The following is a 21,894-nucleotide window of genomic DNA, read 5'->3' as shown; positions in this document are numbered from 1 at the left end:
GGTCGATATGGGCGACGATGGAGAAATTGCGGATGTGGTCGAGCGGCGTCGTCATGCGGCGCGCTTTAGCAGGGGCGGGTTTAAGGGGGAAGCGGTGGGGCCGGGGAGATCGGAGCAGAGCAGGCAAAGACGCTCGCCATGTCTGAACACGGCCAATGATCGGAGGCCGGCGCTGCCCCTCATCGCCCTGCCGGGCACTTCTCCCCGTAATTGACGGGGAGAAGGGCTGGCCGCCGCCTCGGTACCTTTCTTGCAGCGTTCCCAATTGGCGAAATCGTCGATGGGGGCGCCCCTCTCCCCGTTACCATACGGGGAGATGATGCCGGCAGGCAGGTGAGGGAGCGCAAGCGTTTGAAGGTTTGGGCGCCTCCGCGCCAAAAATTCAAATCCACTTAAACTTTCATGCACTCATTTTGGGCATATCTCCACCTCTGGTGGCAGGCAGGTTGCATTGCCGGTGTGTAGGGGGTTGGGGCATGTTCTCGTCGGCAAGAGATTTCGTTCGATCGCAAGGCGGCTCGATGCTGCCGATGATGGCGCTGTTGGCGATCCCGCTGCTGCTCGCGGTCGGCTTTTCCGTCGACTACACCTCGGCGGTGACGACCAGGAGCAACATGCAGCAGGCGCTTGACGCCGCGATCCTGTCGATCACCACGCTGCCGACCACGACCTCGAAGGCCGATCGCCAGACGGCCCTGCAGCAGGCCTATGTCGCCAATAGCGGGCTGGGCGACGCGACGCTCACCGCCGTCAACGTCGCCGCCGACGGCACGGCGACCTTCAGCGCCACGGCGGCCTATCCGATGCCGACCAGTTTCATGCAGATCGCCAGGATCAATTCGGTCGATGTCGGCGTCGGCTCCTCGGTACGCAAGATGCCGGCGCTGGTGCAGTCCACCTTCAAGGTGACGAAGGTGTCGGGCTACTGGAACAAGACGATGACGCTCTACGGCACCCAGTTCGGCCAGACCAAGGCCAAGCCGCTGATGACGATCAGCTATAACTACAACGGCTATGGCGACCCGAAGGGCTACGGCACAACCACGGTGAGCACCATCAACGGGTCGACGACGACCGTGGTGCAGAAACAGGTCTGCACGACCTCGACGGTTGACAATTTCAACAATCTGCCGAGCGGGGCGATCACCCAGACCAGCGGCAGCAACAAGTACGTCACGACCTGCGCCGATACCTTCTATCCGGCCAATGGCGCCGGCGCGGTGATCGATGTCAGCCAGATGGACCAGCTCTATTTGCAAATGGACGTTCCCTCGGGCAACCCGAAGGTGCTGAAGTCGAACGATCCCAACACCTCGAACCGGCTCTATATCGGCACCAGCGCCACCGATATGCCCGAAGTCGCGACCGGCCAGAAGGTCGACATCTTCACCTCGGTGCCCTGCGGCCAGACCGGCTACCAGGCCTGGGAAGACGGCGGCAACCCTGTGCCGGCGCCGGTTTCCAATGCCGATTTCTTCTACAATGTGACCGGCAAATGCGCCTTCAACCAGCGGCCGTCCGAGACGGTGCTGACGCAGTAGGAACTGCCGATCTCCCCCCTTGTGGGGGAGATGGCCGGCAGGCCAGAGGGGGGCGCTGTCCGCCGGCTTAGCCGGCTAGCGGGGACTAGGCGGAAACGGCCGGCTGTCCCGGTACTGCGGTCTATCGATGGGCTTGCGCTCTACGTCGCCCCCCTCTATCCTGCCGGACATCTCCCCCACAAGGGGGGAGATTGGATGTCGCCACGGCCTTCGCCACTCTCCGATATCACAAACCGGTGAAGCTGTAACGAAGTCCTCCGCGGCGGCGAAATGGGAGCATTGCCCCGCTACGGAGACTGCTTCCCATGACCGGATTGAAGACAAGGATCGGCCTGCTTGCCGGCGCGACATTTGCTGCGCTTGCCGCCACGCTCGATGCCGCTTCCGCCGAGCCGCTTACCGTGGTCGAGCTGTTCACCAGCCAGGGCTGCTCGTCCTGCCCGCCGGCCAATGCCAATCTGATCAAGGTCAAGGATCGGCCGGGCGTGCTGGCGCTGTCCTTCAACGTTACCTACTGGGACTATCTCGGCTGGAAGGACATTTTCGGCCGGCAGGAATTCACCCAGCGCCAGGTCGCCTACGAGCCGCCGCTCGGCCATGACGGGCCGTTCACGCCGCAGGTGGTGGTGAACGGCAGCGCCGACGCCGTCGGTGCGGCGCCCGGCGAGATCGAGCGGCTGATCTCGACAACCCCGCACGCCAAGGGTCCGATGCTCTCGCTCGGCGACGGCAAGGTGAGCATCGGCGGCGGGACGGCGCCCGGCGGGGCGGCCGATGTCTGGCTGGTGCGCTACGCACGCGGCGTCGTCGAGGTGCCGGTGGCGCGCGGCGAGAACACCGGACGCACGCTGCCGCATGCCAATGTCGTGCATTCGCTGCAGAGGCTCGGCCGCTGGAACGGCGAGGCGACGACGCTGCCGCTGCCTGCGGCACCCAAGGGCTTGAGCACGGCAGTGCTGGTGCAGACGCCGGCCGGCGGGCCGATCCTGGCCGCCGCGGCAAACTGATTTTTCTTTTCGCGCGGGCCGCATCAGAGCGGCAACGCTTAACCAAGGGCCCGCATCCGCGCGCCGCAACCCAAGGAGAACTAGCATGACCAAATTCCTTACGCTGCCGGCGCTGGCTTTCGCGCTTGCCGCTGCCGCGTTCGTTGCCGGCGCCCGCGCCGACGACACGACCGACGCGATGAAGCCCGCCAATGCGATGGCGACCGAAGCCATGAAGCCGGCGACCGATGCTATGATGCCGACCGGCGCGATGAAGCCCGCGGATAAAATGAAGCCCGATGCGATGGCGACCCAGGCGATGAAACCCGCCACGGATGCCATGAAGCCCGCGGATGCGATGAAGCCCGTGACGGATGCGATGAAGCCTGCCGACGCGATGGCGCCGGCGCAATAAGTCAGCGGCCCGGTCTCTTGGCAACAATCGCCATCGGCCAGAAGCCGCCGCACGGCAAAGTGAGAAACCAGCGGCGGCTTGCTTCGTATATAGTGGAACAACGAACAAGGAGATCCGACATGAACGGCATCGACAAAAAGGCGGCGCGGCGCTCGCTGGCCCCGCTTGCAGCGCTGGTGCTGACGGCGGCCGCGGCCGTCTTCTGGCAGACGCCGGCGCGTTCGGCCGAGGACGCGGTGGTGATCCCGCCGCCGGCTATGGATGAAAAGGCCGCCGGCGGCACGGAGAAAGCGATCTTCGCCGGCGGCTGCTTCTGGGGCGTGCAGGGCGTGTTCCAACACGTCAAGGGCGTCAGCAAGGCCGTCTCCGGCTACGCCGGCGGCAGCGCCGAGCACGCCGTCTACGAGGTCGTCGGCACCGGCCGCACCGGACACGCGGAATCGGTCGAGATCACTTACGATCCGTCGAAGGTCACCTATGGCCAGCTGCTGCAGGTCTATTTCTCGGTCGCGCACAATCCGACGCAGCTCAATTACCAGGGGCCGGACCAGGGCACCCAGTACCGCTCGACGATCTTCGCCGAGAATGACGAGCAGAAGAAGATCGCCGAGAGCTACATCGCCCAGCTCGACAAGGCCAAGGTATTTTCGAAGCCGATCGTGACGACGCTGGAAACCGGCAAGACCTTCTATCCGGCCGAGGATTACCATCAGGATTTCCTGACGCTGAACCCGAACTACCCCTATATCGTCTACAACGACCTGCCGAAGATCGAGAATTTGAAAGCGCTGTTTCCCGCGCTCTACAGCGAGAAGCCGGTGCTGGTGCTGGCAAGTAGCAAAAGCTGAGCCGCGCAGATCTCCCCCCTCGAGGGGGAGATGTCGCCGAAGGCGACAGAGGGGGTCGCCGCGCGTGGAGCGCCGACTGTCTGCAGCAAAGCAGGCTGAGCCCAGTCGGACCAACCCCTCTGCCTGCCGGCCATCTCCCCCTCGAGGAGGGAGATTATGCGCTCAATCGTAGGTCAGATCTGTCGCCTTGCCGCCGAACACGCGGTAGGCGTAGAACGAATAGAAAATAATGATCGGCAGCACGACGACGGTGCCGACCAGGATGAAGGCCAGGCTCTCCGGCGCCGAGGCGGCCTGCCAGATCGTCAGCTTGTCGGGCACGACATAGGGATAGAACGACCAGGCAAGCCCGGCGAAGCCGAGCGCGAAGATGGCGGCCAGAGTCAGGAACGGCCGCAGCGCATGCCGGTCGTCGGACTTGGGTAGATGAAACGTCTGCCGCCACAGCCACAGGAACAAGAGCGCCGATACGATCGGCAGCGGCGAGAGATAGAGGATCTCCGGCCAGAGGAACCATCTGTCGAAGATGCGCGGGCTGGCGAAGGGCGTGGCCAAAGAGACCGCGACCATGCCGAGCGCAGTCAACACCAGCGTGACGCGCAGCCAGCGCACCGCCTTTCCTTGCAGGTCGCCCTCGGTCTTGTAGATCAGCCAGGCCGAGCCCATCGCCGCGTAGGCCGCCGACAGGCAGAGCGCGACCAGCGCGCCGAAGGCCATGCCGCCAATGCCGACATCGAGGCCGAGCACATAGACGCCGAGCATATAGCCCTGCGCCAGCGAGGCCATGGTGGAGCCCAAAAAGAAGATCCGGTTCCAGCGGTGCTTCTTGCCGGCCGGCACCTTGGCGCGGAAATCGAAGGCAACGCCGCGCAGGATCAAGCCGACCAGCAGCAGGAACACCGGGATATAGAGCGCGGTGAGGATGGTGCCGTGCGCCATCGGAAAGGCGACCAGCAAGAGCCCGACCGCCAGCACCAGCCAGGTCTCGTTGGCGTCCCAGAACGGGCCGATCGCCGCGATCATCGTGTCCTGCTCGGCATCTTCGGCGCCTGCGAACAGGATGCCGATGCCGAGGTCGAAACCGTCGAGAATGACGTAGATCAGGATGGCGAGGCCCATCAGGCCGGCAAAGATCAGCGGAAGCGCGGTTGGCCAGTCGAAGGTCATCTTTCTTTCCTCCAACCGAGATTGGTCCGACATGCGGCGATACTGTTCGAAGCAACCGTTTCGGATCGATTGCGAGGGTTGGCGCCGCCCCTCATCGCATTGCCAGCCGCAACGCGAGGGGCAGCGCCGACCTCAGAAGAAAGCCCCGCATCGAACCGACCGCACCGCTTGTCTTGCTCCTGCATGTTCACTCTCCGGCGGCCGGCTGCGACATCGCGGCGTTCATGACGCCGGGCAGCGGCGAGGTGTCGCCTTCCTTGGCCGCCTTCAGCGCCAGATGCACCAGCACGCCGAGATAGGCGATCAAGAGCAGTACATAGAGGATGAGATAGACGGCCAGGGTCAGCGCGACATGGCTGCCGGCGACCGGGCCGACGGCATCGGCCGTCTTCAACACGCCGGTGACCAGCCAGGGCTGGCGGCCGATCTCGGTCGTGTACCAGCCGGCCAGCGTCGCCAGCCAGCCGGAGAGCGCCATCGGCACCATGATGAGGGCCAGCGGCTTAGGCAGGCTGCGGCGACGCTTGAGGAAGAAGGCCGCCGACCAGGAGACGATGAGCATCAGGATGCCGGTGCCGACCATGACGCGGAAACCCCAGAACACCGGGAAGACCGGCGGGTGGTTGCCTGGATAGTCGTTGAGGCCGGGCACGACGCCGCTTGTGCTGTGGCGCAGGATCAGGCTGGCGCCGTCGGGAATGGCGAGCTCGAACCTGTTTTCCTTGGCCGCCTCGTCGGGCAGCGCGAACAGCACCAGAGGCACGTGGGCGCCGGTGTTCCAGTTCGCCTCCATGGCGGCGATTTTCTGCGGCTGGTGCTCGAGCGTGTTCAAGCCGTGCTGGTCGCCGGCAAAGATCTGGATCGGGATCAGGATGGCGGCGGCGAAGACGCCGGTGCGCAGCGCCTTCCACATCGATTCCGAGCGGTCGCCATAAAGGTAACGCAGCGCCGAGCAGCCGGCGATCAGGAAGGAGACCGTGAGCCCGGAGGCGAGCAGCATGTGGACCAGCCGGTAGGGCATGGACGGATTGAAGATGACCGCCCACCAGTCGAGGGCGTGCGCCTTGCCGTCGATCATCTCGAAGCCGGCCGGCGTCTGCATCCAGGAGTTCAGCGCGATGATCCAGAAGGCGGAAACCGTGGTGCCGCCCGCCACCAGCACTGTCGCCAGCGTATGGATGCGGTTGGAGACGCGGCGGAAGCCGAACAGCATGATGCCGAGGAAGGCCGCCTCGAGAAAGAAGGCAGTCAGCACCTCATAGGCAAGCAGCGGGCCGGCGATGTTGCCGACCGTTTCCATATAGCCCGGCCAGTTGGTGCCGAACTGGAAGCTCATGGTGACGCCCGAAACCACGCCCATGGCGAAGGAGAGCGCGAACACCTTCACCCAGGTGAAATAAGCGCGCATCCAGGCCGAGTCGCCGGTGGCGTTGTAGCGGAGCTTGAAGAAGAGAAGCACCCAGCCAAGTGCAATGGTGATCGCCGGAAACAGGATATGGAACGAGATATTCGCGCCGAACTGGATGCGCGACAGGATGAGCGGGTCCATGCTGGGCTCCGGCTGCAATTCAGGCTTGAAGGATAGGCTTCGAACACGCATCGGTCAAAGCGGCGCGGCGTCACGCGAGGCGCGTTGTCGCAGCGTCGGGCGATCATGGACAGACGCACCGCGTGACAGCTTGCAGAGGCCGTTCGACGTCGCGAGCGGCGGCGACTGTCGAGAACTGTCAGCAGCACGGTCGATTGTCGGTTTGCATAAAACGACATCCGACCTATATCAGGTCACGTTTTCCAGCCGGCCATATTTCAGCATGTCATCCATCATCTCCATCTCCGGCGTCACGAAAACCTATGCCACCGGTTTCAAGGCGCTGAAGGAAATCAACCTCGACATCGAGCGCGGCGAGATCTTCGCCCTGCTCGGACCGAACGGCGCCGGCAAGACGACGCTGATCTCGATCGTCTGCGGCATCGTCAACCGCTCGTCGGGCAGCGTCACCGTCGATGGTCACGATATCGGCAGGGACCACCGCGCGGCGCGCAGCCTGATCGGGCTGGTGCCGCAGGAGCTCACCATCGACGCCTTCGAGACGGTCTGGGCGACGGTGAACTACAGCCGCGGCCTGTTCGGCAAGGCGCCCGACAAGGCCTTCGTCGAGAAGGTGCTGCGCGATCTCTCGCTTTGGGACAAGAAGGACGCCAAGGCGATCACGCTTTCGGGCGGCATGAAGCGCCGGCTGATGATTGCCAAGGCGCTGTCGCACGAACCGCGCGTGCTGTTCCTCGACGAGCCGACGGCGGGCGTCGACGTCGAGCTGCGCCAGGACATGTGGGCGATGGTCAGGCGGCTGCGCGAGGACGGCGTCACCATCATTCTGACGACGCATTACATCGAGGAGGCCGAAGCCATGGCCGACCGCGTCGGCGTCATCAACCGCGGCGAGATCATCCTGGTCGAAGGCAAGGCCGAGTTGATGCGCAAGCTCGGCCGCAAGCAGATGACGCTGGAGCTGCGCGCGCCGCTCGGCGCGTTGCCCGAGGGCCTGTCGCGCTATGCGCTGGAGCTGTCGGCGGACGGCAACGAACTCACCTACACCTATGACAGCCAGAGCGACCGGCCGGGCGTCGCCTCGCTGATCCGCGATCTCGAGGCCGCAGGCATTCAGTTTCACGATCTCGACACCAAAAACAGCACGCTCGAAGAGATCTTCGTCAATCTGCTGAGGCAAGAGCCATGAACCGCCACGCGGCTATGAACCTTCGTGCAGTGTGGGCGATCTACCGGATGGAGATGGCGCGTTCGTTCCGCACGGTGCTGCAGAGCATCGTCTCGCCGGTGATTTCCACCTCGCTGTATTTCGTCGTCTTCGGCTCGGCGATCGGCTCGCGCATCACCGAGATCGACGGCATCAGCTACGGCGCCTTCATCGTGCCGGGGCTGATGATGCTTTCGCTTTTGACGCAGTCGATCTCGAACGCGTCGTTCGCGATCTATTTCCCGAAATTCGTCGGCTCGATCTACGAGCTCTTGTCGGCGCCGGTCTCCTATCTCGAGATCATCATCGCCTATGTCGGAGGCGCGGCGACCAAATCGATCATGCTCGGGGTGATCATCTTGGCGACCGCTGCGCTGTTCGTGCCGCTCAGGATCGAGCACCCGTTCTGGATGATCGCCTTCCTGGTGCTGACGGCAGTGACCTTCAGCCTGTTCGGCTTCATCATCGGCATCTGGGCCAAGACCTTCGAGCAGCTGCAGCTGGTGCCGCTGCTGATCGTCACGCCGCTCACCTTCCTTGGCGGCAGCTTCTATTCGATCCATATGCTGCCCGGCATCTGGAAGACGATCACGCTGTTCAACCCGGTCGTCTACCTGATCAGCGGGTTCCGCTGGAGTTTCTACGGCAAAGCGGACGTCTCGGTCGGCGTCAGCCTCGGCATGACGCTGGTGTTTCTGGCCGCCTGCATCGCGATCGTGGCGTGGATTTTCAGGACCGGGTATCGGCTGAGGAATTGACGAACAGGGCTTGCTTCAAATCGCCTTGATCAGCCGCAGCAGTCCAAGCATCTCCATCAGCGTTCCCTTGCGGAAGGCAATGTAGGTCGGCTCCTCCAGCCCGTGGAAGCGGCGTTTGAAGGCGGCCTGGCCCTGCAGGTTGAAGCGCGAGCGGTTGACCCAGGGCGACTCGTAGGCGCGCCGGAAGGTGCTGCGCCAGAAGCTCGATTCGGCAAAGCCGCTCGGTTCGACGTCAAGCAGCGGCGACAGGCCAAGCGTGACCACCGAAACGCCCTCCTCGCGAAATCGATCGACGGCGAATTTGGTCAGGCCGATCTCGGCATGCGGCGTGGCGTCGACCTGCTTGCGCTTGAAGGCGGTGGTATAGCCGATGACCTCGCCATTGCTGAACAGCGGATCGAAATCGAGGATGGCGACGAGCTCACCCCGCGGGCCGTGGAGGACGAAGCGGCGCATGTCGGCGCCGAGATGGTCGGCGAAAGGGCGGTTCAGGAAGCCCATCTCCCAGCGTTTGACGATGCGCTCGCCGCGCCAATTCTCGGACAGCCGGGAAACCTCGTCGAGCAGCATGTTGGCCCTGTCCTCGGCGAAGGTGAAGCCCTGCTTCGCCAGCCAGCGCTCCGAATAGCGCACGGTCTCGTTGCGCCTACCGGAGAAATCATGCGCCGGCAGCTGCAGCCTTGTGTCGACGCCCAGCCGATTGATCTGATAACCGAGCCCGGCCAGCACCTTTGCCGTGGCGGCGCTTATCTGAACGAACCAGGGGCCGCCGGCGGCCTCGACGAAGCGCTTGATGTAGCCCGGCCGGTCCGGCGGATCGACGACCGGATCGCCCAGCGCGAAATGGTGCTTCATCTTGGTGCCGAATGCGATGTAGCCATCGCCTTCGCTGAAGTAGGACAGCTTCTGCTGCACGGCGGTGGAATAGGCGAGCGAGAAGTCGCCATGGCGCCGCACCAGCGCCAGGCGCTCGAGATGCGACAGCTCGCGCCGCGGCACCTTGGGCGCCGCGCCGTCAAGAAACCTGTCGATATGGATGCGCAGGGATGGCATCAAGCGTCCGCATGCCGATGAAGAAAGACCCGGAGCCCACGAGCCTCGAATCAGTCGCCTTGGCGCGACGGATCGGTCATGTCGCGCCAGCGCCATATAGGATGCTATCGGCGGCGAATGAAGAGGGAATGTCTACCGGCCAAAGCCGGCTCTCCGGCTGCATCGTGAAACCATATTGCCAATTTCCATGCAATGTTATATATCATGTCATCGTTTTCGTTCCGGCAGTTCGACGATGGAAGATGTTCTGAGGTCCCTCGGCTTTCTCTGCCTCGGCAGCAGGCTGAAGCGCATTGGCGAGCAGTTGCAGGCCCACACGCAGCGCGTGCTCGATCGCCTGGATGTGCGGATCCAGTCGAGTCAGTATCCGCTGCTCGCCGCGCTCGACAGGCTGGGGCCGCTGCCGGTCGGCGAACTGGCGCAGTCGCTCGGCATCGCGCAGCCAGGCGTGACGCGGGCCGTGTCGCTGCTCACCGAGCTCGGCCTGGTCGAAGTCACACCATCGGATGACGACCAGCGGCGCCGGATCGTTTCCCTCTCAGCGGACGGCCAGCGGCTGGTCGACGCCGCGAAGCACGACGTCTGGCCGCGCATCGAGGGCGCGGTCGCGGAATTGTGCGCGGACCTCTCCGGGCCGCTGCTTGGCCAGCTCGCCGCCATCGAGGATCGACTGGCGGCGACCCCGCTCGACCGCCGGGCGGACAAGGCCAAGACAGTCGCACCCAAGGCCGTCGCACAATGAAACATGTTCTCGACCGTCCGATCTGGAGCGCATTGGCGACGCGCCATCAGGCCTTTGCGGAAGGCGATACCCTTGCCAGGCGGTACCGGCCTTCGATCGTTCCCTTCGCCGCCACCGTTGCGGACGATGCGGAAAGCCTACAAGCCCTGGGCAAGCTGCTCCCGCCGCTTGAAAGCGCCATCCTGGTTCAGACGGACCCGATCGCCCTGCCTTCGGAACTTGCCGCGGTTTCGACCGCGTCCTTGGTGCAGATGGTTGCCGAGCAGCCGGTTGAAGCCGCCTCCGACGAGCGCGTGCAGCGACTGACGCCGGACGATGCGGCCGAGATGCTCGCTCTGGCATCGCTCACCAAGCCCGGCCCGTTCACGCTCGAGGCCTTGAGCCTCGGCGCGTTCTGGGGCGTGAAGATCGACGGCAGGCTCGCGGCGATGGCCGGCGAGCGCATGAAGCAGCCCGGCTACTCCGAGCTCAGCGGCGTGTGCACGCATCCGGATTTCCGCGGCGGCGGCCTTGCCAAGCTGCTGTCGCTGTTCGTGGCGAACCGGATCATGGCGCGGGGCGAGGTTCCATACCTGCACGCCTACGCCAGCAATGCTCCGGCCGTCGGCCTTTACGAGGCCATCGGCTTCCGGTTGAGAACCACCCTGAACATGGCCGTGGTCCGAGGCGTGGAGTAATCGCAAGGTGAGGAGGGTCGCGGATCATCGCAACCCTCCCCCTGCTTAAGCGAGTCGCCAATCAGACCGCGATCTTGCCGCCGCCCTGCTTGGTGATGGCAACGACCGCCGGACGCACCGGCATGTCCGGCTTGAAGTCCGGCCACCGGGTCGATGGATCCTCGTAATAGGAGGGGCGGCCGAAAGCTTCCCAGTCCTCGCCGCCGTCGCCCGGATGCTGGACGGCGACGAAGGCGGTCTGGTCGTCCGGCGCGAATAGCGGGCCGCACATCTCGGCGCCGATCGGCACGCGGAAGAACAGCTTTGAAGTCGCCCGCGCCGTGCCCTCGGTGTCGACCGCCCACAGGCCGTCGGTACGGCCGGTGGCCTTCGGGCCCTGGCCGTCGGTCGCGACCCAGAGGCGGCCGGCCGAGTCGACGGCACAGTTGTCCGGCATGCCGAACCAGCCATTGGCGGTGGTGGCGGTCGAGAAGGTGGCGCCGACGTCGGCCACCGAGGGATCGCCGCATTTCAGGAGCACTTCCCACTTGCCCTTCATGGCGGCGAAGTCGCCGCCATCCTCGACGATCTCGATGATGTGGCCGAAGGCGTTCGCCGCGCGCGGATTGGCGGCGTCGACCTGGTCGGCCTTGCGCTTCGAATTGTTGGTCAGCATGACATAGACCTTGCCGTTGCCGGCATTGGGCTGAATGTCTTCCGGCCGGTCCATCTTGGTGGCGCCGAGCAGGTCGGCGGCGCGACGCGTCTCGATCAGAACGTCGGCCTGGCTGGCGAAACCGTTTTCCGCCGTCAGCGGACCTTCGCCGAACACGATCGGCATCCATTCGACCGAGCCGTCCTCGGCGAATTTGGCGACATGCAGCGTGCCCTCGTCGAGTAGGTTCATGTTGGCGGCGCGGTCGTTCGGATTGAACGTGCCTTTGGTGACGAATTTGTAGACATAGTCGAAGCGCTCGTCGTCGCCGAGATAGAAGACGACGCGGCCATCCTTGGTGACGATCGATTCGGCGCCTTCATGCTTGAAGCGACCCATGGCGGTTCGCTTCCTCGGCACCGAATTCGGGTCGTTGACGTCGACCTCGACGACCCAGCCGAAGCGGTTGGGCTCGTTCGGTTCCTTGGCGAGGTTGAAGCGATCGTAATGCGCGCCCCATTCATAGGCGCCCTCCGGAATGCCGAGACGCTTGTAGTTGGCGGCCTCCTTGTGGCCTTCCGGCAGCTCGCCCGAGAAATAGCCGTGGATGTTCTCCTCGGCCATCACATAGGTGCCCCAAGGCGTGACGCCGCCGGCGCAGTTGTTGAGGGTGCCGAAGACTTTGGTGCCGGACGGGTCGGCATTGGTCTTGACGCGATCATGGCCGGCTACCGGACCGGACAGCGCCATTTCGGTGGTGGACATGATGCGGCGGTTGAGCTTGCCGTCACGCACCGCCTGCCATTTGCCGCCCTCCTTGCGGATCTCGACGATGCTGCCGCCGTGCGCCGCCATTTCGACATCGACCTGCTCCTTGCTGAGCGGCGCCACCTCGGCGGCCTTCTTGCCGTCCTTGTCGACGATCTTGACGATGCCGGGGAACATCAGATGCGGGTTGGTGTATTCGTGGTTGACGACCAGCAGGCCATGCTCGGCCGAGCCTTCGATCGGGATATAACCGATATAGTCGTTGTTGTAGCCGAACTGTCTTGCCTGGGCTTCGGCCGATTGTTTTGCCGGGTCGAATTCCGGCGAATCGGTAAAGAGCGGGTCGCCCCAGCGCAAGAGCACGTCGGCATCGTAGCCGGGCGCGACGTGGTGCTTGTCGTCGATGCCGGCCTCGAGTTCGTCGAATTTGAAGGCCGAGGCCTCGGCGGCGCGCGCCTCGTCTGCCGCGACGAGCGCCAGCGGGCTCACGGTGGCGGCGATGGCCGAGACAGCCAGCGAGCCCTTGAGGAAGTCGCGGCGCGAGAAGCGCGCGGCGATGATCTCGCCCATCGTGCGGTTGTCGGTAGGATTGACGGGCGGGCCGTCATTCTCCTCGAGCTGGCTGGTACGGAAGCGGATCTCAGGTTGGGTCATGGGCTGTCCTCTGGCTCTTGAGGTGGCTGGAACGTGTAACCGGTCGATCCCTATAGGCGGCCGATCACATTTTCGTGACATCAGCCCCATTAAGCAACGCTAATTTGCCGGCTGATGAGTGTTCGCCCACGCATTGGCGCCACACGAGGCCCACAACACACGGCGAGCAGACTCCCGAGCGGCCTCGGCGCAAGAACGCCAACCATGGCTGCGGGGCTTGCCTTGCGAGATTCCGCCTTCGATCCCGTCGCAGCGTAGCTTGCCCGACGCCATCAGCTTGACGGCTTCGCGCGCTTCGGAAACAAAAGCGGCGAGCGGCGCGGCGAAGGCCGCTTCGGGAGGGATGAAGGTGAGTCTCTGGGGACTGGCGCAGCTTGGCGTTTCGACTGTGATTTTCCTGCTGGCCGCGATGGCGGCCAAACAATGGGGATTGGCGCCAAGTCTCGGCAAGATCGTGCTGACGCTGGCGCTCTATTCCGCCGGCAATCTGATCATGCTCAGGCTGATCCGCGAATTCGGCATGTCAGTGTCATTCAGCCTGTCGGCAGTGATCCAGCTGGTCTCAGTCAATGTCGTGGCGCTGGTCTTCTTTGGAGAGCGCCTCAACACTTTCCAAGCGACAGGCGTCGTGCTGGCAATCGCCGCCGTCGCGCTGATCACGCTCGGACCCTATATGCAGCGGCTGTAGTTGGAGCAGGCCCGGCATGAAATCGACCGCCAAGGCGCTGCTCAACAGAATAGAATTCCCGGTGCTTGTGGCCGGGCTGGCCATCGCCTGCGGGCTATGGGGCCTGGTGGAACTCATGGGGGTGGCGCGTGCCACGACTCCGCATGCCTTCGACACGGAAATCCTGCTCGCCTTCCGCCATGCCGGGCAGCCGGACAGCCCGATCGGTCCGCTTTGGCTGCAAGGCGCGGTGCGCGATATCACCGCGCTCGGCAGCACCAGCGTGCTGGTGCTGATCACGACTGCGGTGATCGTCTATTTTCTGCTGATGCGCCGACCGGCGACCGCACTGTTCGTGTTCGTTTCGGTGGCGGGCGGCCAGGCGGCATCCAGCCTGCTCAAGTTCGAGGTCGACCGGCCCCGCCCCGATCTCGTCTCGCATCTCGTCAACGAGACCTCGCTCTCCTTTCCGAGCGGCCATGCGATGCTGTCGGCGGTGACCTATCTCACGCTGGGCTCGCTCGCCGCGCGCTTCCTACCGAACCGCAGGATGAAGATCTTCGTGCTCGGCCTCGCCGTGCTCACCACGGTGCTGGTCGGAACCAGCCGCGTCTATCTGGGCGTGCATTGGCCGTCCGACGTGCTTGCCGGCTGGTGCGCCGGCTTTGCCTGGGCCATGTTGTGCTGGCTTGCAGCGCGCCTGCTGCAGCGGCGCAAAGTGGTGGCGGACAGCGAATGAGTGCTCATGTTTCAACTGTTTGTTATGATGCTTGAAACATCATGATATTTGGATTATCCATTGATACTGCAGACTCAGACAGGGGTTCTGGCCAATGATCACTGCCGCGCAGATGCGCGCCGCGAGGGCATTGGCCGGTATCGACCAGAAAACGCTCGCCGAGCGCGCCGGGGTTTCGCTTCCGACCATCCAACGCATGGAAGCGAGTGAAGGTGTCGTCAGAGGCGTGGTCGATACGCTGATGAAGGTCATCCAGGCACTCGACGAGGCCGGGGTGGAGCTGATCGGCGAGAACCAGGCCAGCGAGCGCGGCGGCAGGGGCGTGCGCCTCAAGCCTGCCACGCCGCAGAACTCCCAAGGCTGAGCCGCACAAGAAGTCGCGACGGCGACCGCCGACAGCCCTGCCGACGATCCCGCCGCCCTTACGGAGCGGAAGGCAGCCCATGGATCAGGTCCGGCGGTCAATCCACCCCCAGGCGCGGCCGGCCTTTGCCGAGCTGTTCACGCCCAAGCTGGTCACGGTGCTGCGCGAAGGCTACACGCTGGCGCATTTCAGGGCTGACGCCGTCGCGGGGTTGACGGTGGCCATCGTCGCGCTGCCGTTGTCCATGGCGATCGCCATCGCGTCCGGCGTGACGCCGGAGCGAGGCCTATACACCTCGATCGTTGGCGGCTTCATCATCTCGGCGCTTGGCGGCAGCCGCTTCCAGGTCGGCGGTCCTGCCGGCGCCTTCATCGTGCTGGTAGCGGCGACGGTGGCGCGCGTCGGCGTCGACGGGCTGCTGCTCGCAACGATGATGGCCGGCGTCTTCCTGCTCGCCATCGGCTATCTCAGGCTTGGCACCTACATCAAGTTCATTCCCTATCCGGTGACCGTCGGCTTCACCGCCGGGATCGCTGTCATCATCTTCTCCGGGCAGATCGTCGAGTTGCTCGGGCTGAAACTCGCCAGCAGGGAGCCCGGGCCGCTGGTGCCGAAGCTGACCGCGATCGGCGAGGCGATCGGCACGATCAGTCCGGCCGCGACCTTCGTGGCGATGCTGACGGTCCTCACCATTGTCTTTCTGCGGCGCTGGCGGCCGAGATGGCCAGCGATGCTGATCGCCATCGGCATCGCCTCGCTGGTCGTGGGGCTGTTCGCCCTGCCTGCGGAAACGATCGGCACGAGGTATGGCGGCATCCCGCGGAACCTGCAATGGCCAGCCCTGCCGCCGGTCAGCCCTGAGAGGATGATCGACGTGCTGCCGGACGCGATCGCCTTCGCGCTGCTCGGAGCGATCGAGTCGCTACTTTCGGCCGTGGTCGCCGACGGCATGAGCGGAAGGCGGCACCGCTCCAATTGCGAACTGGTGGCGCAAGGCTTCGCCAACATCGCGTCAGCCTTGTTCGGCGGCATATGTGCCACCGGCACGATCGCTCGCACGGCCACCAATGTGAGGGCCGGCGCGCATGGCCCCGTCTCCGGCATGCTGCATTCGGCGATCCTGCTTGTCCTGATGCTGGCGGCGGCGCCCCTGGCCAGCTACATCCCGCTCGCCGCATTGGCCGGCGTACTCGCCGTCGTGTGCTGGAACATGTTCGAGAAGCAGGCTTTCGTCACGCTCCTCAGAGCCTCGCGTGGCGACGCGCTGGTGCTGATGGCGACGTTCCTGATCGTCATCTTCCGCGATCTCACGGAAGGCATCGTCGTCGGCTTCGCGCTCGGGTCGATCCTGTTCATCGATCGCATGGCCAAGTCCATCGCCGTCGAGGCCGATCTGCCGCTGGTGCCGGAGGACGTCGCCGATCGCGCCGCCACTTATGATTCAAGCCAGGCGGCCGACGCCGATACCGTCATCTATCGAATCTCCGGGGCATTCTTCTTCGGTGCCGCCTCGACCGTCGGCGCCGTGCTCGACCGCATCGCAGACCAGCGCAAGAATTTCATCCTCGATTGCTCGGCGGTGCCGTTCCTCGATTCGACGGCGGCAAACGTCATCGAGGGCGCCGCGCACAAGGCCGGACGCGCCGGCGTGCGCTTCATCATCGCGGGCGCCGCGCCGCAGACAAGGCGCATGCTGATCAACCACGGCCTCAAGCGGCCGCTGGTCACCTATGCCGCCTCGATTCGCGACGCGCGGGCGCAGCTGAAAGGACAATCGCAGTCCGCGTAGAGCGACATGTTCTCTCAAACTGCCGCTTCGATCGGCTCGGCAAGTTTCGGGTTGGCGCGCGCCGCGATCAGGCAGCCGGCGACGATCAGGCAAGCCCCGGTCAGCGTGGTCCAGGCCACCTCCTCGCCGAAGAAGAACCAGCCGAGCGCGATCGCCCAGATGAAGGCCGAGTATTCCGTTGGGATGAGATATTGCGCTTCGGCGCGGGCGTAGGCCCAACTCATCAGGAATTGCCCGGCAAGCGACAGCATCGCCACCCCGGCCAGGTGAAGCCACAGGTCACTCGGCAGCGCGACGGCGAGCCACGGCGCGGCGAGACCAAGGATGACCGCGATGCAGAGGTTCTGGAACAGCATGATCTCGACCGGCTTGGCCAACAGCGCTTGCCGCCGCGCGAGGATCAGATTGTAGCCGTAGAACACCGTCGATACGAGCACCGCGGCCGTGCCCAGGAGCGCATCCTGCGAGTGGCCGGCCTGCCCGAACTGGCCGGCCAGAATGATCGCGACGCCGGCGATGCCCGCCAGCGACGCCCACACCGCCTGGCGCCGGATTCTCTCGCCCAGCAACAAGGCTGCGAGAAAAAGCGCAAACAGGGGCGCGACAAAGCTGAGCCCGATCGCCTCGGCGAGCGGCAATCTGGCGAGACCCCAAAAGAACGAAACCAGGACGATGCCGACGACCACGGCGCGCAGCGCATGCAGCCCCAGCACCGGAAGAGCGGGCTTCGAGCGCGGCCCCGCCGACCAGGCCGCGCCCGCGATCAAGGTCGAGACCAGGCTGCGCCACAGCACCGTGTTGTACACACCGACCGCGATGACCAGGGACTTCATCGCCGCGTCCATCCCGGACAAAAGGAAGATCGCCAGTGCGCATACGAGCACCGGGATCATTGGCGACACGGCGGCGCCGGTCAGGCTGGATGTCTTCAAGGCTTGGCCCATGTGACGGTTGCTGTCGGATATCCCGGAGCGAGCGGCTGAACCAGATGGCAGCCCCGTCGATATGGCGGTCCAGCCCCGATCGACCTCGTTCCCGCCGCAATCGTCCTCAGTCGAGCTTCAGCGCCGCGATTGCGCCTTCGTTCATCAGCGGAACATAGATGGTCGAGTTGCCGTCGGTGCCGATATCGGCGCTGCCCGGCTTGAAAGTGGCGATCGCTTCCGGCGCGCCGCCGCCCTTGTAGCGATAGAGCGTGCCGGTCATGTAGGCGGTGGCATAGATCGTGTCGCCGATGGCGACGACGCCGTCGAGGTCGGCAAAGTTTTGCGCGCCCGGCAGCGGCGTCACCGTCTTGCTGGCGAGGTCGACGGCCATTAGGCCGCCCGGCGCCGCCGTGCTGAAATCGGGCTTGATGCCCTTGCCCCAGGACGCGACGATCAGCCGAGCGCCGTCGGCGAAGACGCCATTGGGCGAGGCGAGCAGCGCATCCTTGATGAACAGCTCCGGTTTGTCGCCGTCGATACGATAGATCGCGTCGGCGAGCATATCCGTGAAATAGACCTTGCCCGAAGCATCGGCGGTCATATCGTTGAGGAACACGGCGCCGGGCACATCGATGGTAGAGACCAGCTTGCCGCTGGCGAGGTCGACGACGCGCACCTTGGTGATGTCGGCGGCGTAGAGCTTGCCGCCGGCGATCGCCATGCCCTTGGGCGCGTCCATGCCGTCCACCCAATGGCGGCTGATGACCTTGCCGTCCAGCGACAGCAGCGACAAATAGCCGTTGCCATCAGCTTCGCCCGGATTGCCGACGATGTTGGAGACGACGATGCGCTTGTTGGCGGCATCGACCAGCGCCGATTCCGGCTGCTCGAAGCCGCCGGCGCGCCAGATCTCGCCGGCCTCGGCGGTGGCAGCTGTTGCGATGCCGGCGATGGCGAGAAAGGTCGAAGCGATGAGGGTTTTCATGTTGCTCTCCTGTGATGACGATCGAGAGCTAGGTTTATCGATACTTTTCTGGAAGGCAGTTCGCGTCTAGTATCGAAGATCGATACGAATTCATGCAAACGAGGTGCATCCCATGAACGGCCCGATCTTCGAGGCGCTGAAACGGACATTGAAGGCCAAGGGCCTGACCTACCGGGCGCTAGCCGAGCGCATGGGCGTTTCCGAGCCGACAGTGAAGCGCATCTTCCATGAGCGCAACTGCAAGCTCGATCGGCTGATGCAAATCTGCGCCGCTGCGGACGTGGAACTGGAGAATGTGCTGGGCTCGATGAACCGGGGACCGGGACCGGCCAACCACGTCGCGCCGGAGATCGAGCGCAAGCTCGCCGCGCGGCCGGCGCTGCTCTTCGTCTTCATCATGCTGTCCGAAAAATTCACGCCCGAAGGCATCATGCGCTCACAGGGTCTCAGCGAAGCTTCGATGTTTCTTTATCTGCGCGACCTGGAAGAGCTTGGGCTGGTGGCGCTCGGGCGCGGCCTGTCGGCAAGATTGCTGGTCGAGACACCGATCCAGTGGGATTTCGAGGGCCCGCTGCGGCCGCATTTCGAGACGACCAACAAGAATTTTGTCGGCTGGGCGATAGCCCATCTGGAACGGGAAGCGACCTTCGTCAGCTTCTCGCGGCGCATGCGGCCGGAAACGGCGGAGATGGTGCGGCGCGAGGCGGAGGAGCTGGCGGAGCGCGCCAGGCTGCTTGCCCATCACGACCAGCATACCACGCCGGAAGAGCAGCTCATCGGCTACAAATGGACCTTCGCCTTCGGCGCGACGCCGTTTCCGGCGATCATGCCGATCGGGCCGCATCCGCGCGATGCCGGCGCGCGGACGGATGCCGGGGCGAAAGCAAGGCGGCCGCTGCCGGCGTAGGCGTCAGGCCGCGACCGGGCCGGCTTCCTCATGCGGCGGCGCGAGGTCGTCGCGCACCTTGCGCGCGAGCTTTCTGGCCGACCGCTTGGGGCTGTCGCCGAACAATTCGGCGGCATCGGCAAGACAGGTCTTGCTGAGGCTTTTTTCCGCACGCTTCAAGAGCTTGCGCAGAAGCTTGGTGTCTTCGGGCGGACCGAGCGGCTCGCCAGCGGCGGCGAGCAGCGCGCGCATGACGAAGACGTCATGCAGCTCGCCCAGCCGTTCGCCAAGCTTGTCGACCGCCTTGCGGCGCGCCTTGATCGGCGCCGGCCACAGGCGGCCGAGCAGCGACAGATGCATCGAATGCGTCTTGCACGCCTTGCGCAGGTCGTGAAAGTCATCGGCCTCGCCGCGCGAGCTCGCCTTATCCAGCGCCTTTTTCGCCCGCCGCAAGGCGGCGCGGGCGCCTTCGGCCAGTATGTCGGCCGCCTGCTCGGGCTGATCGGGGAGCGACAGCCTGTCGATACGCTCCAGCCCTTCCCGGCAGGCAGCGACCGCGGCGTTTATGGCAGCGTCGAGACCGGGGCCGGCATGGAGCTCGTGCTGGCGCAGCACCAGCCGCTCGCGGACTGGATCCAGCCCGCCGGCTGCGGTGTCATCTGGAAAAGCGGAGGCCAGACGGTCGATGGTCTCGATGAGAGCGGTCGCCTCGCGCGGGCCGGCAAGCAGCGCCGACACCTGCTTGTAGCACTCGTTCTCGGTCTGGCAGAACGGTTCGTCTCCGGAACGAACCAGGCGCAGCAAGGCACGTACGCCCTTAAGTCGCTTACGGCACTTGTGCAGTCCTTGCTCCGGCTTGTCGCGCGCCGTCTCGAGTTGGCCAAGCGCCTTGCCGATCTCGTCAGCCAATATGCGCCTGACCTCGCCGGTCAGCGGCAAGCGCGGATCGATGCGAAAGCTCATGCGGCTATCTCCGGAATCCCGCCGAGGGCCAGCGACGCGTTGTAAAACCTCGACTCACCGGTGACCTCGCGGCCGAGCCAGTCGGGCAGCATTTCGTCAGGCACGTCCTCCGGCGTCTCCAACTCCGCGACCACCAGCCCCGAGAGCACTCCGCCGAACACATCGACTTCATAGAGATAGCCGCGGTGCCTAACATGGTGACGTGTCTTCTCGATGACACGCCCGATCGCGAAGGCCATCAATTCCTCGGCCTCGGCGAGCGGGATCGGATATTCGAATTCGTCGCGCTCGCGCGCCTTGTTGCCGAACTTCAGCGTCAGCGCGGCGGAGCCTCCGTCGCTGATGCGTACGCGAACCGTGCGTCCAGGCTGCGCGGCGACGTAGAACTGACGAATGCGGATATGCGCCTCGACCAGGCTGCGCCAGGCGGGATCAGCGACCAGGAACTTGCGCTCGACTTCCTTGCCCATGGCCGCGCACTAAAGCCCGCCCGCAGGAAGATGGCAAGCCGCGTTGGAATTCAACTTGACTTTAATCAATCGATTGATTAAATGGGTGGAATGAGCAAACAAACGAACGCCAAAGGGCCGCAACGCGAAGCCTCTCCCGCCGATCAAACGCGCGCGGCGCTGGTGCAGGCCGCGCTGAAGCTGTTCGGCCGGCAGGGCTTCGACGGCACCTCGACGCGCGAGATCGCGGCCGAGGCCAAGGCCAATATCGGCTCGATCGCCTATCATTTCGGCGGCAAGGAGGGGCTGCGCGCCGCCGCCGCCGACTTCATCGTCGAGACCATCCAGGGGATCGCCGGCCAGGCGCTCGGCGCACCCCAGCCGGCGGCCCCTTCGAGCCCGGAAGCCGCCCGCGCGCAGCTCTTTGCCGCGCTGGCGCGGATGGTCGGCTTTGTCGTGGCAAGTCCCCAGGCCGGCGAGATCGTACAATTCGTACTGCGCGAGCTCTCGCACCCGACGGCGGCGCTCGACCGCATTTATGCCGGCGTGTTCGAACCGACGCATCGCCGGCTGTGCCAGATCTGGGAACAGGCGACCGGCGAACCGGCCGAGAGCGAGGCCACCAGGCTCACCGTGTTCACCATCATCGGGCAGGTCATCTATTTCCGCATCGGACGCGAGGCGGTGATGCGCAGGATGGGCTGGCGCGAGATCGGCGACAAGGAGGCCGCCAAGGTCGTGGCGGTCGCGACCGACAACCTCAGGGCAATGCTTGCGGCGCGCGACGCAGCCGCCGGCAGGAAGGTCAAATCATGAGCGTACTCTGTTCGCTGCCGCTCGCGGCCCAGCTGTTCGGCGCCTGCGCGCCGGCCGCCCCGCTTGCCGTCGGCTATGTCGAAGGCGAATATGTGCTGCTGGCGCCGATCGAAGTCGCGCAGGTCGAGACCGTGACGGTCAAGCGCGGCGACCGTGTCGAGCCGGGCGCGCCGGTGGTGACGCTGGAAAGCGCCGACGCCAAGATCGCCGTGGCGCAAGCCCAGGCCGCGCTCGCCCAAGCGCAGGCGCAGCTTGCCGACCTCAAGGTGGGCAAGCGGCCGGAAGAGATCGCCGTGCTCAAGGCGCAGGTG

At 64.8% G+C, this 21,894-nt stretch carries 22 protein-coding genes and 1 pseudogene; 15 read left to right on the top strand and 8 right to left on the bottom strand.

The features are described from left to right. The first annotated feature begins 476 nt into the window (after nucleotides 1–476). The 4 genes from EOA32_RS13870 (at nucleotide 477) to msrA (ending at nucleotide 3,790) form a co-directional block, all read left to right on the top strand. Nucleotides 477–1,541, top strand: coding sequence for a pilus assembly protein TadG-related protein (locus EOA32_RS13870; RefSeq protein ID WP_128372061.1), 1,065 nt, complete (start codon nucleotides 477–479; stop codon nucleotides 1,539–1,541). 305 nt (nucleotides 1,542–1,846) lie between these two features. After that, entirely contained in the window at nucleotides 1,847–2,548 is a 702-nt protein-coding gene (locus tag EOA32_RS13865) for a DUF1223 domain-containing protein (RefSeq protein WP_128372060.1), read from the top strand. Between the two features lie 85 nt (nucleotides 2,549–2,633). Continuing rightward, the gene (locus EOA32_RS13860; protein ID WP_095776802.1) at nucleotides 2,634–2,942 is read left to right on the top strand and encodes a hypothetical protein; all 309 of its coding nucleotides are present in this window, start codon (nucleotides 2,634–2,636) and stop codon (nucleotides 2,940–2,942) included. 119 nt (nucleotides 2,943–3,061) lie between these two features. Then, the gene (msrA, locus tag EOA32_RS13855; RefSeq protein WP_095776801.1) at nucleotides 3,062–3,790 is read left to right on the top strand and encodes a peptide-methionine (S)-S-oxide reductase MsrA; all 729 of its coding nucleotides are present in this window, start codon (nucleotides 3,062–3,064) and stop codon (nucleotides 3,788–3,790) included. A 162-nt stretch (nucleotides 3,791–3,952) separates the two neighbouring features. On the opposite strand, the gene EOA32_RS13850 is transcribed toward msrA, so the two are convergent. Beyond that, the gene (locus EOA32_RS13850) at nucleotides 3,953–4,957 is read right to left on the bottom strand and encodes a cytochrome d ubiquinol oxidase subunit II (RefSeq protein ID WP_095777077.1); all 1,005 of its coding nucleotides are present in this window, start codon (nucleotides 4,955–4,957) and stop codon (nucleotides 3,953–3,955) included. A 187-nt stretch (nucleotides 4,958–5,144) separates the two neighbouring features. After that, on the bottom strand, nucleotides 5,145–6,506 hold the full coding sequence (locus tag EOA32_RS13845) for a cytochrome ubiquinol oxidase subunit I (protein WP_095776800.1): 1,362 nt from the start codon (nucleotides 6,504–6,506) through the stop codon (nucleotides 5,145–5,147). Nucleotides 6,507–6,768: 262 nt separating this feature from the next. On the opposite strand from EOA32_RS13845, the gene EOA32_RS13840 reads away from it, so the two are divergent. Together EOA32_RS13840 and EOA32_RS13835 are read left to right on the top strand one after the other, a co-directional pair. Continuing rightward, nucleotides 6,769–7,695, top strand: a complete 927-nt coding sequence (locus EOA32_RS13840; protein WP_128372059.1) for an ABC transporter ATP-binding protein — start codon at nucleotides 6,769–6,771, stop codon at nucleotides 7,693–7,695. A 14-nt stretch (nucleotides 7,696–7,709) separates the two neighbouring features. Then, nucleotides 7,710–8,471, top strand: a complete 762-nt coding sequence (locus EOA32_RS13835; protein ID WP_128372062.1) for an ABC transporter permease — start codon at nucleotides 7,710–7,712, stop codon at nucleotides 8,469–8,471. Between the two features lie 15 nt (nucleotides 8,472–8,486). On the opposite strand, the gene EOA32_RS13830 is transcribed toward EOA32_RS13835, so the two are convergent. Then, complete coding sequence (locus tag EOA32_RS13830) at nucleotides 8,487–9,524, bottom strand: phosphatidylglycerol lysyltransferase domain-containing protein (RefSeq protein ID WP_128372058.1); 1,038 nt, start codon at nucleotides 9,522–9,524, stop codon at nucleotides 8,487–8,489. A 235-nt stretch (nucleotides 9,525–9,759) separates the two neighbouring features. Here EOA32_RS13830 and EOA32_RS13825 point away from each other — a divergent pair, with 235 nt between their 5' ends. Next, nucleotides 9,760–10,266, top strand: coding sequence for a MarR family transcriptional regulator (locus tag EOA32_RS13825; RefSeq protein WP_128372057.1), 507 nt, complete (start codon nucleotides 9,760–9,762; stop codon nucleotides 10,264–10,266). After that, nucleotides 10,263–10,943, top strand: a complete 681-nt coding sequence (locus EOA32_RS13820) for a GNAT family N-acetyltransferase (protein WP_128372056.1) — start codon at nucleotides 10,263–10,265, stop codon at nucleotides 10,941–10,943. Before EOA32_RS13825 ends, EOA32_RS13820 begins: the two co-directional genes overlap by 4 nt. Nucleotides 10,944–11,004: 61 nt before the next feature. Here the strand turns inward: EOA32_RS13820 and EOA32_RS13815 are convergent, their stop codons facing one another. Further along, a complete protein-coding gene (locus EOA32_RS13815; RefSeq protein WP_095831696.1) occupies nucleotides 11,005–12,999 on the bottom strand; it encodes a PhoX family phosphatase in 1,995 nt (664 codons plus the stop codon). A gap of 349 nt (nucleotides 13,000–13,348) precedes the next feature. Between EOA32_RS13815 and EOA32_RS13810 the strand changes: the two genes are divergently transcribed. From EOA32_RS13810 to EOA32_RS13795, 4 genes are all read left to right on the top strand, one after another. Beyond that, a complete protein-coding gene (locus EOA32_RS13810; protein ID WP_067003308.1) occupies nucleotides 13,349–13,687 on the top strand; it encodes a hypothetical protein in 339 nt (112 codons plus the stop codon). Nucleotides 13,688–13,703: 16 nt separating this feature from the next. Continuing rightward, a complete protein-coding gene (locus EOA32_RS13805; protein WP_128372055.1) occupies nucleotides 13,704–14,405 on the top strand; it encodes a phosphatase PAP2 family protein in 702 nt (233 codons plus the stop codon). 94 nt (nucleotides 14,406–14,499) lie between these two features. Beyond that, nucleotides 14,500–14,769, top strand: a complete 270-nt coding sequence (locus tag EOA32_RS13800) for a helix-turn-helix transcriptional regulator (protein ID WP_067003144.1) — start codon at nucleotides 14,500–14,502, stop codon at nucleotides 14,767–14,769. A gap of 79 nt (nucleotides 14,770–14,848) precedes the next feature. After that, nucleotides 14,849–16,558, top strand: coding sequence for a SulP family inorganic anion transporter (locus EOA32_RS13795; RefSeq protein ID WP_128372054.1), 1,710 nt, complete (start codon nucleotides 14,849–14,851; stop codon nucleotides 16,556–16,558). Between the two features lie 14 nt (nucleotides 16,559–16,572). Here EOA32_RS13795 and EOA32_RS13790 read toward each other — a convergent pair whose 3' ends face one another. After that, the gene (locus EOA32_RS13790; RefSeq protein ID WP_128372053.1) at nucleotides 16,573–17,502 is read right to left on the bottom strand and encodes a DMT family transporter; all 930 of its coding nucleotides are present in this window, start codon (nucleotides 17,500–17,502) and stop codon (nucleotides 16,573–16,575) included. A 106-nt stretch (nucleotides 17,503–17,608) separates the two neighbouring features. Beyond that, on the bottom strand, nucleotides 17,609–18,469 hold the full coding sequence (locus EOA32_RS13785; protein WP_128372052.1) for an ATP/GTP-binding protein: 861 nt from the start codon (nucleotides 18,467–18,469) through the stop codon (nucleotides 17,609–17,611). Between the two features lie 112 nt (nucleotides 18,470–18,581). Here EOA32_RS13785 and EOA32_RS13780 point away from each other — a divergent pair, with 112 nt between their 5' ends. Then, the gene (locus tag EOA32_RS13780) at nucleotides 18,582–19,376 is read left to right on the top strand and encodes a helix-turn-helix transcriptional regulator (protein ID WP_095782054.1); all 795 of its coding nucleotides are present in this window, start codon (nucleotides 18,582–18,584) and stop codon (nucleotides 19,374–19,376) included. Nucleotides 19,377–19,379: 3 nt separating this feature from the next. On the opposite strand, the gene EOA32_RS13775 is transcribed toward EOA32_RS13780, so the two are convergent. Together EOA32_RS13775 and EOA32_RS13770 are read right to left on the bottom strand one after the other, a co-directional pair. Continuing rightward, on the bottom strand, nucleotides 19,380–20,318 hold the full coding sequence (locus EOA32_RS13775; RefSeq protein ID WP_128372051.1) for a CHAD domain-containing protein: 939 nt from the start codon (nucleotides 20,316–20,318) through the stop codon (nucleotides 19,380–19,382). Next, nucleotides 20,315–20,788 carry a CYTH domain-containing protein gene (locus EOA32_RS13770; protein WP_067323434.1) on the bottom strand — a complete coding sequence of 158 codons (474 nt, stop codon included), beginning with the start codon at nucleotides 20,786–20,788 and terminating at the stop codon, nucleotides 20,315–20,317. The genes EOA32_RS13775 and EOA32_RS13770 overlap by 4 nt, the downstream gene beginning before the upstream one ends. Nucleotides 20,789–20,878: 90 nt before the next feature. Here EOA32_RS13770 and EOA32_RS13765 point away from each other — a divergent pair, with 90 nt between their 5' ends. After that, complete coding sequence (locus tag EOA32_RS13765; protein WP_067323437.1) at nucleotides 20,879–21,583, top strand: DUF1956 domain-containing protein; 705 nt, start codon at nucleotides 20,879–20,881, stop codon at nucleotides 21,581–21,583. After that, nucleotides 21,580–21,894 (top strand): annotated as a pseudogene (locus tag EOA32_RS13760) (biotin/lipoyl-binding protein); the annotation flags it as partial. The gene EOA32_RS13765 and the pseudogene EOA32_RS13760, both read left to right, overlap by 4 nt.

Source organism: Mesorhizobium sp. M1A.F.Ca.ET.072.01.1.1 (assembly GCF_004023325.1).
Taxonomy (GTDB): Bacteria; Pseudomonadota; Alphaproteobacteria; order Rhizobiales; family Rhizobiaceae; genus Mesorhizobium.
The sequence above is the reverse complement of the archived record's forward strand: the minus strand, read 5'-3'. Positions and strand labels throughout refer to the sequence as shown.